Source organism: Streptomyces sp. Edi4, assembly GCF_040253615.1.
Classification (GTDB): Bacteria; Actinomycetota; Actinomycetes; order Streptomycetales; family Streptomycetaceae; genus Streptomyces.
The window spans coordinates 2,260,088-2,275,059 of sequence record NZ_JBEJGY010000004.1; the positions used below are offsets into that span (position 1 = coordinate 2,260,088).

The following is a 14,972-nucleotide window of genomic DNA, read 5'->3' on the forward strand; positions in this document are numbered from 1 at the left end:
CCCAGACAGGAGTTGAAGCGACGTGTATTGGCACATTCCCGCTATGTGCGGTAGGGCTCTGCCCGGCCGGGCCAAGGCGTACTGAATCCGTGCTCGCAACAGGCCACTTGGGCGCCTGCGGGGCATTCGGGCTCAGGGCGCGAGCGTTCTTCGGCGCCGGTACGCGAGCGGCGCGGGCCGCGCTGGTCACGGGATGCCCATCGACCGCCGGTAGGCCGGGGCTCTTGCCTTCGTCCCACAGCTTGCCGGTGTAGTGGTATCCCCCCACCCCTTCGGCGGTGGCCAGTGGCGCGATGAGTGACATCGCCGCAGCCGTGGCGACCACCAGACCCACCCGCCGGGCCGCCGCTCTGTGACGAGCACCGGAAAGACGGCATACCAAAGAACGCACTCTCAAAGTCCCCACCCCAAGTGCGCGACCCCGAGGGGCCGTTTCATACAGAGCAGCGATCACGAAGCCCTGTGCAATCGTTCGGAACCGTATTGCTACACCAGCGCGATCCGCAATACCCTCCCCGACATCACCGTGAGTCGCATCCGAAACTTCAGCCCCGCTTGCGGCCTTTGCCGCGAAACCGGGGGCTCCATGCGATGCAGTTTGGCCATTCATCTCCGGCGGCTGGCCGGAATTCGCCTCTACTACCTCGCTCGTCAAGAGCGCCACGAGTCCGAAACCGGACTAAAGCCAGGGGGATAACCCGCGTGAAAAGAAGAGATCAACGACAGCGCAGACGGCATCTTGCAGTCCTGTCCTCCGCTGTCGGCCTTGCCGCCTTGCTCACCGGACCGGCGAGGGCTGATGAACCACCGCCTACCGGCCGAGTTCCGGCCGTTTCCGCCTCTCCCGACCGTCCGGGCGGTCCCACGCAAACAGCCCTGCTACAGGCCAAGACCGAGGGCAAGGCCGTGACCGTTCAGGCGCTCACCACGCAGACCAGCGAGACGGCGGCCAACCCGGACGGCACGCTGACCACCACGACGAACGTCAAGCCGGTACGGGCCCAGAAGGAGGGCGTGTGGAAGGCTGTTGATGCCACGCTGGGGAAGAACAACGACGGGACCTACAGTCCAGGGGTGACTCCGTCGGATGTGGCGCTGTCCGGCGGAGGGACGGCCCCGTTGGCCACGCTGACCGACACCGCTGGCCGACGGCTCTCCATCTCCTTCCCGCACGCCTTGCCGGCTCCGCAGGTGAGCGGCAACACCGCCTTGTACTCGGCGGTTCTGCCCGGAGTGGACCTGCAGGCCACGGTCAGCGACCAAGGCGCGTTCAGTGAGGTGCTGATCGTCCACGACGCCGCAGCGGCGGCCAATCCAGAGCTGAAGAAACTGCGTCTGGTCACCCGCACGGAGGGACTCACGCTCGCTGCGGATATCACGGGCAACCTGAGCGCCGTGGCGTCGGACGGAAGCCTCGCCTATCGCAGTGCCGCTCCTTTGATGTGGGACTCCTCCACCGCCCAGCCGTCGGCGCCTGCGTCGCCGAAGTTCCTCGCCCGCACCTCCGCAGCCGAGAACGACCCGGCCGCCGTTAATCCCTCCGCGCCGTCCTCCGTGACTGGCCCCGGCCCGGGGGCGCAGGTCGAATCGGTCGGGTTGAGCACGGAGTCCGGAGCCCTCACCCTCACGCCCAATGACGGACTCCTCACGGGGGCGTCGACCAAGTACCCGGTGTACATCGACCCGTTCGTCAGTCCGGTCACCGGCCAGACGGGGCATTTCGTCGCGGCGCAGCAAGGGTGCTCCGGCGCGACCACCTACGACAAGCCTCAGGACAACGGCCAGGGCGTCGGCTATCAGCAGTACTCCTCGAACTGCTTCGGTATGCAGGAGTCGTACTACGAGATCAACACCCGCTACCTGTACAACACCATGGTGGTCTCCAAGTCCACGCTGTATCTGACCGAGACGTACGGTGCGGATCACGGCTGCGACAACACCTGGCCGGTCACGCTGAAGGAGACCGGAACGATCAGCAGCGGCACCTCGTGGAACAACCGCCCCGGCGTGGCCGCCACGCTCGGCACCCAGTACGTGAAGAGCGCCGCCTCAAACTGCGGCAACCGATACGTCAACTTCGACATCACCAGCCGGATTCAGGTCGCCGCCGCCCGGGAGTGGGAGACCTGGACGTTCGGGCTGTTCGGGGACACCAGCACGTCGTCGTCGAACTACGGCTTCATGCGGTTCAGCAGCAACCCGTACATTGTGACCGTCTATGACATCCCGCCGAACGCACCGGACAACCTCAGCACCACCCCCGACTCGATGAACCCGAGCGGCGCCGGCTGCAACAACGGCTCCATCGGCTGGATCGGCGCAACCACCCTCACTGGCGGCAACAGCAACATCACCCTCAACGCCCGCCTCACCACCCCGATGAGCGGCGCCAACGTGAAGGGCCTGTTCTCCGTCTGGGACAACCGGAAGGACGACGGCCACGGCAGCGGCGCAGGCATCTCCACGCCCAGCAGCTACTACGAGGCGTCCGGCACCACGGTGCGCGCCAACATCGGCGCCGCGGTCCAGGACGGGCACCAGTACGGCTGGATGGTGAAGGCTTACGACGGCACCCTGTCCGGCCCGGTGGTGGCCGGCTGCCACTTCAACGTCGACCTCTCGGCCCCGACTGCGGCCGCCTTCGGCGACTCCGCCGCCTACCCGCCGCTCGGCAGCAACCGCACCCCTACCGCGCACGCCGGTGACTCCGGCATCACGATCCCCGTCACCAGCACCGATCCGGTGCCCGGCGGCTGCGAGCTCGGCCCGTGCTACAGCAGCGGCATCCGCCGCTTCGACTACTCCCTGGATGTGCCCATCCCGCCCACCGGCGCGACATCCCTCTCCGCGACCCCGGACAGCAACGGCACCGCCACGGTAAACATCCCGATCAGCCTGGCCGCCCAGCAGTGGGGCACCCACACCCTGTACGTACAGGCGGTGGACGGCGCGGGCAACGCCCGTCCCTCCTCCTACGCCTTCTACGCCCCGTGGAACCCGACCGCCAAGGTCACTGCGGGTGACCTCACGAACGACGGCATCCCCGACCTGCTCAAGACCGACAAGAGCGGCAGCCTGCTTCTGATCCCGGGCAACACCGACACCTCGGCCACCCCTGTGACCGCCTCCACCGCGTCCCAGAGCCCGGACGGCACCGGCTGGGACAACTACCTGGTCACCCACCGCGGCAGCCTCAGCCAGTCCGGCGTGGACGACCTCTTCGCGTACAACAAGGCCACCCACAGCATGTACGCCTACAGCAACGACGCCACCAGCAACGGCACACCCGGCCACTTCACCGATACCAGCGGCCGCATTCCCCTCACCAGCAAGCCCGCCTGCAACTCTGCCTCCATCTGTGCCGGCTACGACACCACTTGGTCCTCGGTGGCCCAGATCCTCGCCCCCGGCGGCTTCGACAACCCCGGCGGACTCGCTGATCTGATCACCGTGGAGAACGGCCAGCTCTGGTACTACCCCGGCACCGCGCGCGGAGGTGCCCATCTCGGGCAGGGCATGCTCCTGGGCTCCGGCGACTGGTCCCACACCACCCTCATCGCCCCCGGCAAGGTCGGCAACGCCCCCACCCTGTGGGCCCGTGACGACCAGACCGGCACCCTCTACACCTATCCGCTCCAGTTCGACACCAACGGCATCCCCAGCAGCATCCTGACCGCCCCCACCAGCCATGTCCTCGCATCCGGTGTGGCCGCCGCCGACGGCAAGGCCATGTGCCTGGACGCCGACCGCGGCTCCACCCTCAACGGCACCAAGGCCCAGGTGTGGTGGTGCAACCAGAGCAACGCCCAGCAATGGGTCCTGGGCACCGACAACACCGTCCGCAACCAGGGCATGTGCCTGGACGCCACCGATGACGGCACCGCCAACTGGACCCCCATCCAGATCTGGAGCTGCAACGGCAGCGGCGCCCAGCAGTGGAAGCCCGGCCCCAACGGATCGCTCGCCAACCCGCAGTCCGGCCGCTGCCTCGCCGACCCCGACGGGAAAACAGGCGGCACCCAGCTCATCCTTGCCGACTGCACCACCGTCAACGACCAGGTCTGGTCCGGCAACGCCACCACCCCGCTCCCGGCTCAGGCAGCCCTTTTGTCCCCGTACCTGAACCCCACCACCTACCCGTCCGTCACTTCGCCCGGCGACGTCAACAGCCCCTCCGGCAACCCGGACACCAATCCCGACCTCTATGCGACCAGCAGCCTCGACCAGATCACCGAATACCCCGGAAAAGTCCCCGCCGCCGGCACCGCCCAGTTCACCGCCCCCGTCCAGCTCGGCTACCTGCCGTCGGGCGTCCGCTTCCTACACAACCGCAACAGCACCCTGTGCCTGGAGACCGTCGGCTCCCGTACCGACAATGGCGCCCCCGCCCAGCAATGGGACTGCGGAGACCGGCTCGGGGACCGCTGGAACCTGCGCCCCGTGGGCGGCAACCTCTACGAAATCCGCAACGCCAACAGCAACCTCTGCCTGGAGATCGCCGACTCGCGCACCGACAACGGCGCCCCCGCCCAGCAATGGGACTGCGTCGGCCTCAAGACCCAGCAGTGGTACGTGAATTTCATCGGCAACAGCAGCGATCTCTCACTGACCAACGCCAACAGCGGAAAGACCCTGGAAATCTCCAGCTCCTCCACCACCAACGGCGCCCCGGCCCAGCAACGGGACCACGCCGCCGACCCCAGCTACCCGGCCCAAACCTGGTACCAATAAGAAGCCAACGCCACCCGCTCAGAGGTCTCCGGTGGACCGACGTCCGGGTCCACCCGGAGCCTCGACCCCGACTCGGCTCCATGTTCCACCCGAGCGCGTTCAGCGCGAACGGGGTCTGGGGCGGAGCCCCAGGGTGCCGGCTGCGGGCCGTGCGTGGCTGGTCGCGCAGTTCCCCGCGCCCCTGACTACCCGGCGCCGGCCCGGACCGGCAACCTCAGCCCGCCCGACGATTGAGGGCGAGCGCGTTCGGTGCGAACGGGGGCGCGCTCCTAGCGGGGGCCACGGGTGAGGACGTGGGACGGGGTTACTCGGCCGGCTATTTCTATCCTGCCGTTCGGGGTCGGGGACGTCAGAAGGTGGGAGCCCGCTCCCTGGGTGATGGTCAGGGGGCGTCCCAGGGCCCGGGTGAGGAGGAGCGCCGCCGCCCCCGTCGCCTCGTCCTCCTCCACACCGTCCCCCCGCCCCGGAAAGCCCCGCGCCCGTACCCGCCCGGCCCCCTCGTCCTGCCAGGCCCACGCGTACACCCACTCCCCCGGCTCCGGCACGGCGAGCGCGTCCACCTCGGCGGGTGAGGCGTACTGGCGCAGGGTGCGAGGCGGCGCCCACTCCGGGCGGGCCGTGATCCAGGTGAGCTCTGCGTCCCGGCGGACCGTGACGTCACCGACCGGCAGCCGCAGGACGTCGAGACCGAGCAGCCACGCCGTGCCGACCAGGGGGTGCCCGGCGAAGGGCAGACGCGAGCCCGGCGTGTAGATGTCCACCGCGCCGCGCTCGGCGTCGTCGACGAATACGGTCTCGCTGAAGCCGAGTTGGCGGGCGAGTGCCTGACGGGCCGCCTGACCGGGCACGGCCGTGCCCTCGCGCACCACACCCAGCGCGTTGCCGTGCCGACCGTCGGGTCCACAGAAGACCCGGAGCACATCGATCACCACATCCGTCTCGTTCACGCGCTCAATTGAAGCAGCGGACCGGTCGCGCCCCGGCGCACTCGGGAACGCGGATGCGCCCGATGAGAGGTGAATCACGCACCCCGAGGGTATCGGTCAGGTAAGCCTCGGTTAAGTTAGGTCCGCCTCAGTCGACCCCTCGACCCTGACCCAGCGTGGAGCCCGCATGCGACCCGTCCGTACCTCCGTAGTCACCGCCGCCGCTGCCGTCGCGGCCCTGACCGCCGTCACGGGATGCGCCGACAAGTCCGACGCCAAGGCCGACGGAGCGGCCGGTTCGATCCAGGTGACCGCCACCGACAGCTCCTGCAAGCTGTCGAAGAGCGACTTCCCGGCCGGCCACGTCAAGTTCGACATCGAGAACAAGGGCTCCAAGGTCACCGAGGTCTACCTCCTCTTCCCCGACGACCGCATCGTCGCCGAGCGCGAGAACATAGGCCCCGGCCTGAAGCAGCAGCTCACCGCCGAGGTCAAGGCCGGCACGTACGAGGTCGCCTGCAAGCCCGGCATGAAGGGCGACGGCATCCGCCAGAAGGTCACCGTCACCGGCGGCGCCACGGCCGCCAAGCGCGACCCCCAGCTGGACACGGCGGTCGCCGAGTACCGCAAGTACGCGCAGGAGCAGGCGGACGAGACCCTGCCCAAGGCGAAGGTCTTCACGGACGCGGTGCGGGCCGGCGACCTGGAGGCGGCGCAGAAGGCGTTCGCCCCCTCCCGCCTCGGCTGGGAGCGCACGGAGCCGGTCGCGGAGTCCTTCGGTGACATCGACCCGAAGACCGACACCCGCGAGGACCACCTGGAGCAGGGCCAGAAGTGGACCGGCTGGCACCGCCTGGAGAAGTCGCTGTGGGCGGACCAGAAGATCGGCCCGGACGAGAAGGACCTCGCCACCCAGCTGGACAAGGACCTCGCCGACTGGCAGAAGCGGGTCGGCACCGCCGAGATCACCCCGACCTCGATGGCCAACGGCGCCAAGGAACTCCTGGACGAGGTCGCCACCGGCAAGATCACCGGTGAGGAGGACCGCTACAGCCACACCGACCTGTCCGACTTCAAGGGCAACGTCGAGGGCGCGCAGAAGGCCTACGAACTGCTCAAGCCGGTCGCCTCGAAGAACGACGCGGCGCTCACCGCCGAGCTCGACAAGCAGTTCGCGTCCCTGAACACCGTGCTCGACCAGTACCGCACCGACAAGACCTCCTACGATTTCACCCCGTACGACAAGGTGAGCGAGGGTGACCGCAAGAAGCTCTCGGACGCCGTGAACGCGCTCGCCGAGCCGCTTTCCAAGCTCGCCGCCGCCGTCGCGAAGTAACACGGCAGCCAGCCAGGACCAGGAGGAGATCCGTCATGAGCGACACGAGCGAGGTCACGGGGACCGGCCGGGCCCCCTCCCGCCGGGCACTGCTCGGCTGGGGCGGCGCGGGTCTCGCGCTGGGCGCGGCCGCGGCCGGTGGCGCGGTCGCCGTCGTCAAGGGTGACGGCAGCGACGCGGTGGCCGCAGCCGACACGGGCGCCGCGGTGCCCTTCCGCGGCCCGCACCAGGCCGGCATAGCCACCGCCGTCCAGGACCGGCTGCACTTCGCCTCCTTCGACGTGACGACGAAGGACCGCGCCGAGCTGGTCCAGCTGCTCAAGGACTGGACGGCGGCCGCCGCCGCGATGACCGAGGGCAAGGCGGTCGGCGACGGCGCGTACGGCGGTCTCCCCGAGGCGCCGCCGGACGACACGGGCGAGGCGCTTGGCCTCAAGCCGTGCCGGCTCACCCTGACCTTCGGCGTGGGCCCCTCCCTCTTCGCCAAGGACCGCTTCGGGCTCGAGGCCAAGCGGCCCGAGGCCCTGATCGACATCGAGCAGTTCCCCGGCGACAACCTCGACCCGGCCCGCAGCGGCGGCGATCTGTGCGTGCAGGCCTGCGCGGACGACCCGCAGGTCGCGGTGCACGCGATCCGCAACCTGGCCCGCATCGGCATGGGCAAGGTGGCCATCCGCTGGTCGCAGCTCGGCTTCGGCAAGACGTCCTCGACGACGCCGGACGCCCAGACCCCGCGCAACATGATGGGCTTCAAGGACGGCACCCGTAACATCTCGGGCACCGACACCAAGGCCCTCGACGACCACGTCTGGGTCGGCGCCAAGGACGGCGGCGACTGGATGACCGGCGGCTCCTACCTGGTGGCCCGCCGCATCCGGATGCACATCGAGACCTGGGACCGTACCTCGCTCCAGGAGCAGGAGGACGTCTTCGGCCGCGACAAGGGCGAGGGCGCGCCGGTCGGCAGGGCCAAGGAGCGCGACGAGCCGTTCCTGAAGGCGATGAAGCCGACCGCGCACGTGCGTCTGGCGCACCCCGACTCCAACGACGGCGTACGGATCCTGCGCCGCGGCTACTCCTTCACGGACGGCACCGACGGACTGGGCCGCCTGGACGCGGGCCTGTTCTTCCTGGCCTACCAGCGTGACGTGCGCAAGGGCTTTCTGCCCCTGCAACGCTCCCTGGCCCGCCACGACGCACTCAACGAATACATCCAGCACGTGGGTTCGGCGATTTTCGCGATCCCGCCGGGCGTCCGCGACAAGGACGACTGGTGGGGCCGGGGACTCTTCGGCTGAGAGGAAGACATGTTCGCCAACTATCTGATCGGCCTGCGCGAAGGGCTCGAAGCGAGCCTGGTCGTCTGCATCCTGGTCGCCTACCTCGTCAAGACCGGCCGCAGGGACGCCCTGAAGCCCGTGTGGGCGGGCATCGCGGTCGCCGTGATCGTGGCGTTCGGGTTCGGCGCGGGGCTCGAATTCGGCTCGCAGGAAATGACGTTCAAGGCGCAGGAGGCGCTGGGTGGTTCGCTGTCCATCGTCGCCGTCGCCCTGGTCACCTGGATGGTGTTCTGGATGCGGCGCACCGCGCGGCATCTGAAGAGCGAGCTCCACGGCAAGCTCGACTCGGCTCTGCGCATGGGCACCGGCGCGCTGGTGGCGACCGCGTTCCTGGCGGTCGGCCGCGAGGGTCTGGAGACGGCGCTGTTCGTCTGGACATCGGTGCACGCGGCCGGGTCCGAGAACGGTACCGCCGAGCCGATGATCGGCGCCCTGCTCGGTCTCGCCACCGCGGTGTTCCTCGGCTGGCTGTTCTACCGGGGCGCGCTCAAGATCAACCTGGCGAAGTTCTTCACGTGGACCGGCGGCATGCTGGTGGTCGTCGCGGCCGGCGTGCTCGCGTACGGGGTGCACGACCTCCAGGAGGCCGACTTCATCCCGGGCATCAACTCCCTTGCCTTCGACATCAGTTCGACGATCCCGCCGGACAGCTGGTACGGGACCCTCCTCAAGGGCGTCCTCAACTTCCAGCCCGACCCGACGGTCCTCCAGAGCGTCGTGTGGGCGCTCTACCTGATCCCCACGCTCACGCTGTTCTTCGCCCCGGTAGGGTTCCGGAAGTCCGTGGGGGCTACGAGGGCCGAGGGGCAGAAGGCGGTTCATGAGCAGGGTGAGTCGGCTGATGGCGGCGCTCGCGACGGCGACCGTACTGACGGTGGGCGCGAGCGGCTGCGTGACGGTGCACGGGGAGCGGGAAGTCGTACCGTCGGCGACGAAGGCTGAGGCCGCGCGGGCGCTCAGCGAGTTCACCGACGCCTACAACCGGGCCGACCAGGCCTACGACCCGGCCCTCGACGCGGGCCGGGTCACCGGCGCGTTCGGCGCCACGACCCAGGCGGGCTTCACCGCCCGGCACGTGACGAGCCCGGGCGGCAACCCCCAGCACTCGGCGCTGGCCCTGACCGACACCAGGTATCTGATACCGAGGCAGGCCGGCTGGCCGCGCTGGTTCGTCGCCGACACCGACTCCAACCGGGACCAGGACGACCGGGGTCCCGCCGACACGCGCTGGCTGCTCCTGTTCACGCGGGGCGGCCCCGGCCAGGTGTGGAAGCTGGCGTATCTGTCGGTCCTGGGCGCCGGGGACGTGCCCGCCTTCCAGCAGGACAAGAACGGCTTCGCCGAGCCGGTACGCCCCGACGACGCCACCTTCGCGGTCGCGCCCAAGGACCTCAGCGCCGACTACGTGTCCTATCTCCAGGGCGGCAAACCGCCGGTGTTCGCGGACGGGGACCACACCAGTGGCTGGCGTGCGGCGCGGAGCAAGAACGCGGTGGGCAACGGGCGGGTCAGCCAGTTCGTGGACCAGCCCTTGAGCGAGGGCGACTTCGCGCCGTTCGGGCTGCGGACGGCGGACGGGCGCGCGCTGGTCTTCTTCGCGGCGCGGCACTTCGAGCGGCAGACGGTGGCGCAGGGGGTACGCCTCGACATCTCGCCGGACGAGAAGGCCCTGCTGAGCGGTGAGGTCCACTCCTCGCTGACCCGGGAGTGGATCTCCAACGAACTGGCCCTGGTCCCGCGCAAGGGCCAAGTGGTCATCCCGAACCGGGTCCAGGGCCTGATATCCCTGAAGGGAGAGTAGCCCCGCCCCTCGACCCCAATTCGCGCAGTTCCCCGCGGCCCTGACCACTCGGCCCTGGCCAGCACAGGCATACCCAGCCCGTCCGGCGATTGAGGACGAGCGCCCTTCAGGCGCGATCGGGGTCTGGGGCGGAGCCCCAGGGGCCCCGGCTGCCGACCATGCGTGGCTGAGCGCGCAGTTCCCCGCGCCCCTGGCAGGGCTGGTGTCGGCCCGCACGGCAACCCCAGCCTCCCCCGGCCGCTGGCGGGGTCGGTGCTGGCCCGCATGGTGAAGTTCAGCCTGCCCGGCGATTGAGGGGTCAGCGGCCCAGGGGCCAGGCGGCGGCCGGGGACCCGGACTGGCCTGCGTACCGCGCGCACGCGTCCGTCAGCGCCTCAAGCAACGTCAGCGGATCCGGAAGCGCAAGTTCCGGCCCTCGTACCCACGCGACCCCGAGCTCCCCCGGCAACCGTGCCGGCGGCACCAGCACGTAGCTCCCCCGGCAGTGCCACCGCAGCCCGGGATGCTCGTCCATCGTCTCGGGGTGGCAGTCGAGCTCGCAGGGCCACCACTCGTCCTCGTCCTCCGGCGTACCCCGCGTCGCGGTGAAGAACAGCATCCGCCCGTGGTCGCCGTCACCGGCCGCCTCGGCGACGGGCCCGACGTCGACGCCCTCGGAGAGCAGCCGCGCCAGCGCCTCGCGCCCCGCTTCGAGCGGCACGTCGAGCACGTCGTGGACCATGCCGGTCGCGGTGATGAAGTTGGCCTCGGGCTGCCCGAGCGCCCAGCGCTCGATCTGCGCGCGGTCGGTGGTGGACTGCGTCTGCCAGGCGAAGGAGACGGGATGGCGGGCCGGCGTGGGACACCCGACGCGCTCGCACGAACACCGGAAGCCCACGGGGTGGGCGGCAGGCGCGAGCGGCAGCCCGGCGGCGGCCACGGCGAGCAGCAGATCGAGCCGGCTCTGGTCCGCGCCCGGAGCGTCCTTGGGCCGCCTGCGCAGCCAGCGGGACAGTTTGCTCTCCTCGCCGCGGGAACGGCCGAACTCAGCGCCCATCTATCCCCTCACCTCACCGTCGACCCCAAGGGACTCGCGTCCACGCTGAACATCGTCCCACCATCCTGCTCCCCGGGTGACCGCACCGGACATCCGGGGTGTGTGACATGACCCGCCCATGACCCGCGGGCACCCGGCCGGGGCCGGAACCTGGCGTACCCGTGGTGCGGCAGAGGCGTACGGCGACGCACGTGCCAAGGACGTACGGATGAACCGCACGGGCCGGGTGAAAAACACTCGGACGGTGCACTGCGCCGGCGCCCGGCACGGCGGACCATGGGCTGCACGCGGCTGCACGTCCGTGCGGCCCAAGTCGCCCGTGAGGAGCCCTCATTGCCTCCTGCAACCCGTGACCTCCGTACCCCGAGAGCCGCCCGGCCCCGGCGCTACCTCATGTGCCCGCCGGCACACTTCAAGGTCACGTACTCCATCAACCCCTGGATGGACCCGGACAAGCCCGTCGACCTGCCGCTCGCGCTGGCCCAGTGGGAGGTGCTGCGCGACCGCTACCGCGCGCTCGGCCACACCGTCGAACTGCTCGACCCCCGCCCCGACCTGCCCGACATGGTTTTCGCAGCCAACGGCGCCACCGTGATCGACGGCCGGGTGCTCGGCGCCCGCTTCGCCCACCCCGAACGCGCCGCCGAGGCCGAGGTCCACCGCGACTGGTTCCGCGCGCACGACTTCACCACCGTGCGTGAGCCGGACCACATCAACGAGGGCGAGGGGGACTTCGCCGTCACCGACTCCTACGTCCTGGCCGGCCGGGGCTTCCGTTCGAGCCCGCTCTCGCACGACGAGGCCCAGGAGTTCTTCGGCCGCCCGGTCATCGGCCTCGACCTCGTCGACCCGCGCTATTACCACCTGGACACGGCCCTGTGCGTGCTGGACGACCGGGCGGACGAGATCATGTACTACCCGCCTGCCTTCTCCCCCGGCAGCCGCGCCGTGCTCGCCAGGCTGTTCCCCGGCGCCTTGATCGCCAAGGAGGCGGACGCGGCCGCGCTCGGGCTCAACGCGGTGAGCGACGGCCGCAACGTCCTGATCCCCCAGGGCGCCGTCGGGCTCTTCGACCCCCTGCGCGCACGCGGCTACGAGCCGATCGCCATGGACCTGGGCGAACTGCTCAAGGGCGGCGGCAGCGTGAAGTGCTGCACGCAGGAGCTGCGCCCCTGACGGTCCCGACGGTCCCGCTAGAGGGGGTCCGCCGAGTGGGGCGGCCACGGGTCGCCCCACTCGGCGTCCCGGGCCGCCCGGTACAGCGGGCCGTGCCGCTTGCTGACGGTCTCGCGGCGCAGCCGCTCGTCCGGCAGGCACAGGTCGAGCAGCACCTGCCCCTTGCGGATCTGGGGGCGCCGGACGACTCGCGCCGTGGCGGGGTCGGGGTCGAACCGGGTGGCGGCGACGTAGCTGAACTTCTCGTCCTCGTACGCCAGTGAGCCGCCCTTGACCTGGCGGTGCAGCGAGGAGCGGCTGACCCGGGCCGAGAAGTGGCACCAGTCGGTGCCGGGCTCGATGGGGCAGGCGGCGCTGTGCGGGCAGGGCGCGGCGACGCTCAGCCCCGCCGCGATCAGCCGGTCGCGCGCCTCGATGATGCGGGCGTAGCCGTCGGGGGTGCCGGGCTCCACGATGAGGACGGCCCCGGTGGCCGCGCCGGCCACCGCGTCCACCAGGGCGCGGCGGTCGTCGGCGGTCAGCTCGTTCAGGACGTACGAGACGGTGATGAGGCCGGCGCTCTCCAGGGTGAGGGCCGAGCCGATGCGGGCCCGCTGCCAGCGCGCCTCGCGCAGCCCGGGGACCCCGGAGGCCTCGGCCAGTTCGCGGCCCACCGCGAGCGCGGGCTCCGCCCAGTCGAGGACGGTCGTGGCCACGGGGGCGTCCGCGTCCTGCCAGGCCTCGGCGACCGCCCAGCTCGCGGAGCCCGTACCGCCGCCGATGTCGGTGTGCGTGGCGGGCGTCCAGGTCCCGGTCGCGTCCCGCAGCGCGCCGAGCGCGGAGCGCACCGCTTCGAAGGTGGCGGGCATCCGGTACGCGGCGTACGCGGCGACGTCGGAGCGGTCGCGCAGCACCGGGGCGTGGGTGGGGACGACGCCCCGGTAGTGGCCGATCAGCCGGTCGACGGCGCCGGTGGTCGCCGAGGGCGGCAGCCCGTCGAGCAGTCCGGCGAGCGCCGAGCGCAGGACGTCCGGGAGGGGGAGGGAGTCGTTCACCGGCAGGAGTCTACTTTTGCGGCGCCACACCACCGGCCTCGGCGAGCGGTTCGCGCTCCCGCCGCCAGGGCCGGCACAAAAGCAGGAAGCAGAGCAGCGCGGCGATGGCAGAGGCGAGCTGCACGACCGCCATCGGCACGGCGGTGGCCTCGCCCGCGATGCCGACCAGCGGGGAGGCGACCGCGCCGACCAGGAAGGAGGAGGTGCCGAGCAGCGCGGAGGCGGAACCGGCGGCGTTGGGGGTACGCATCAGGGCCTGGGCGTTGGTGTTGGGCATGGCCAGGCCCATCGCCGACATCAGCACGAACAGGCCGGCCGCGACGGGCACGAGGCCCACGTCACCGAAGACGCCCGACGTCATGAGGAGCAGCGCGGTGGCCGCAAGGGCGATCACGGCGAGGCCGAGGCCGAGCACCTTGTCGAGGCTGACCCGGCCGATGAGGAGCTTGCCGTTGATCTGGCCGACGACGACCAGGCCCACGGAGTTCAGGCCGAACAGCAGCGAGAACGTCTGCGGGGAGGCGCCGTAGATCTCCTGCACCACGAAGGGCGAGGCGCTGATGTAGGCGAACAGCGCGGCGAAGGCGAATCCGCCCGCCAGCATGTAGCCCGTGAACACGCGGTCCTTCAGGAGAGCGCCCATGGTGCGCAGCGCCTGGCCCACGCCGCCCGGGTGGCGGCGCTCGGCGGGCAGCGTCTCGTGCAGCCACTTGAACACGACGGCCGTCAGGAGCAGCCCGACCACGGTCAGGACGGCGAAGACGCCGCGCCAGTCGGTCAGGCGCAGCACCTGCCCGCCGATCAGCGGGGCGACCACGGGGGCGACACCGGAGATCAGCATCAAGGTGGAGAAGAACCGGGCCATCTCGACGCCGTCGTACAGGTCGCGCACCACGGCCCGGGCGATCACGATGCCCGCGGCTCCGGCGAGACCCTGCAACAGGCGGAAGGCGATGAGGAGTTCCACGTTCGGGGCGAAGGCGCACACGGCGGTGGCCAGGACGTACACGACCATGCCGATGAGCAGGGGCCGCCGCCGTCCCCACTTGTCGCTCATCGGCCCGACGACCAGTTGCCCGAGCGCCATGCCGGCGAGGCAGGCGGTGAGGGTGAGCTGGACGGTGGCGGCGGGCGAGCGCAGCGCGTCGGTGACCTCGGGGAGGGCCGGCAGGTACATGTCCATGGAGAGCGGCGGGAGCGCGGTGAGCCCGCCGAGGACGAGCGTGACGAGGAGGCCGGCGCGGCGGACGGCGGCGACGCCCGGGTCCCGGGGGGCCCCGGCGCCGGCCGTGTTCGGTATGTGGCTGCGGGTGTCCTGGGTGCCGCGCTCCGGCATCGGTCTCTCTCCTTGAAAGTTGTAGCGAATCTCCATGGTCGCAGCCCGGTCGCGGCGGCGGGACCACTCCGACCACAAAGAGGGGAGGCGCGGGTCACATCCCGGCCAGGTCGTGACCACGCGTCGCGGACGGCGTCCCGCCCGGCACGGTGTCACCTCCGCGCGCGGCCCGCCCCGTAGGCGGTCGGGGCCCGCCCCGGATCCGGGCGCGGCCCGCCCCGGACACGGTCGCGGCCCACCCCGGACACGGTCGCGG

At 70.7% G+C, this 14,972-nt stretch carries 10 protein-coding genes; 6 read left to right on the forward strand and 4 right to left on the reverse strand.

What is annotated here, in order from left to right; translation table 11 throughout:
• Positions 1-906 precede the first annotated feature (906 nt).
• Positions 907-4,731, forward strand: coding sequence for a ricin-type beta-trefoil lectin domain protein (locus ABR738_RS12235; protein WP_350229999.1), 3,825 nt, complete (start codon positions 907-909; stop codon positions 4,729-4,731).
• A 269-nt stretch (positions 4,732-5,000) separates the two neighbouring features.
• Here ABR738_RS12235 and ABR738_RS12240 read toward each other — a convergent pair whose 3' ends face one another.
• A complete protein-coding gene (locus tag ABR738_RS12240) occupies positions 5,001-5,678 on the reverse strand; it encodes a PhzF family phenazine biosynthesis protein (RefSeq protein WP_350230000.1) in 678 nt (225 codons plus the stop codon).
• 166 nt (positions 5,679-5,844) lie between these two features.
• On the opposite strand from ABR738_RS12240, the gene efeO reads away from it, so the two are divergent.
• Genes efeO through ABR738_RS12260 form a run of 4 tightly spaced genes read left to right on the forward strand, consistent with a single transcriptional unit; the run spans position 5,845 to position 10,134 of the window.
• The gene (efeO, locus tag ABR738_RS12245; protein ID WP_350230001.1) at positions 5,845-6,993 is read left to right on the forward strand and encodes an iron uptake system protein EfeO; all 1,149 of its coding nucleotides are present in this window, start codon (positions 5,845-5,847) and stop codon (positions 6,991-6,993) included.
• Positions 6,994-7,028: 35 nt separating this feature from the next.
• Complete coding sequence (gene efeB, locus ABR738_RS12250; protein WP_350230002.1) at positions 7,029-8,291, forward strand: iron uptake transporter deferrochelatase/peroxidase subunit; 1,263 nt, start codon at positions 7,029-7,031, stop codon at positions 8,289-8,291.
• Between the two features lie 9 nt (positions 8,292-8,300).
• Complete coding sequence (gene efeU / locus ABR738_RS12255) at positions 8,301-9,275, forward strand: iron uptake transporter permease EfeU (protein ID WP_350230003.1); 975 nt, start codon at positions 8,301-8,303, stop codon at positions 9,273-9,275.
• Positions 9,175-10,134: an SCO2278 family lipoprotein gene (locus tag ABR738_RS12260; protein ID WP_350234539.1), complete on the forward strand. Its 960-nt coding sequence runs from the start codon at positions 9,175-9,177 to the stop codon at positions 10,132-10,134. Before efeU ends, ABR738_RS12260 begins: the two co-directional genes overlap by 101 nt.
• Before the next feature lie 298 nt (positions 10,135-10,432).
• On the opposite strand, the gene ABR738_RS12265 is transcribed toward ABR738_RS12260, so the two are convergent.
• Positions 10,433-11,170 carry a bifunctional DNA primase/polymerase gene (locus ABR738_RS12265; protein WP_350230004.1) on the reverse strand — a complete coding sequence of 246 codons (738 nt, stop codon included), beginning with the start codon at positions 11,168-11,170 and terminating at the stop codon, positions 10,433-10,435.
• Positions 11,171-11,503: 333 nt separating this feature from the next.
• Here ABR738_RS12265 and ddaH point away from each other — a divergent pair, with 333 nt between their 5' ends.
• On the forward strand, positions 11,504-12,346 hold the full coding sequence (ddaH, locus tag ABR738_RS12270; protein ID WP_350230005.1) for a dimethylargininase: 843 nt from the start codon (positions 11,504-11,506) through the stop codon (positions 12,344-12,346).
• 17 nt (positions 12,347-12,363) lie between these two features.
• Here the strand turns inward: ddaH and ABR738_RS12275 are convergent, their stop codons facing one another.
• Both ABR738_RS12275 and ABR738_RS12280 read right to left on the reverse strand, forming a co-directional pair.
• Complete coding sequence (locus ABR738_RS12275) at positions 12,364-13,380, reverse strand: small ribosomal subunit Rsm22 family protein (protein WP_350230006.1); 1,017 nt, start codon at positions 13,378-13,380, stop codon at positions 12,364-12,366.
• Between the two features lie 10 nt (positions 13,381-13,390).
• Positions 13,391-14,716 carry a Bcr/CflA family multidrug efflux MFS transporter gene (locus ABR738_RS12280; RefSeq protein WP_350230007.1) on the reverse strand — a complete coding sequence of 442 codons (1,326 nt, stop codon included), beginning with the start codon at positions 14,714-14,716 and terminating at the stop codon, positions 13,391-13,393.
• Positions 14,717-14,972 lie beyond the last annotated feature (256 nt).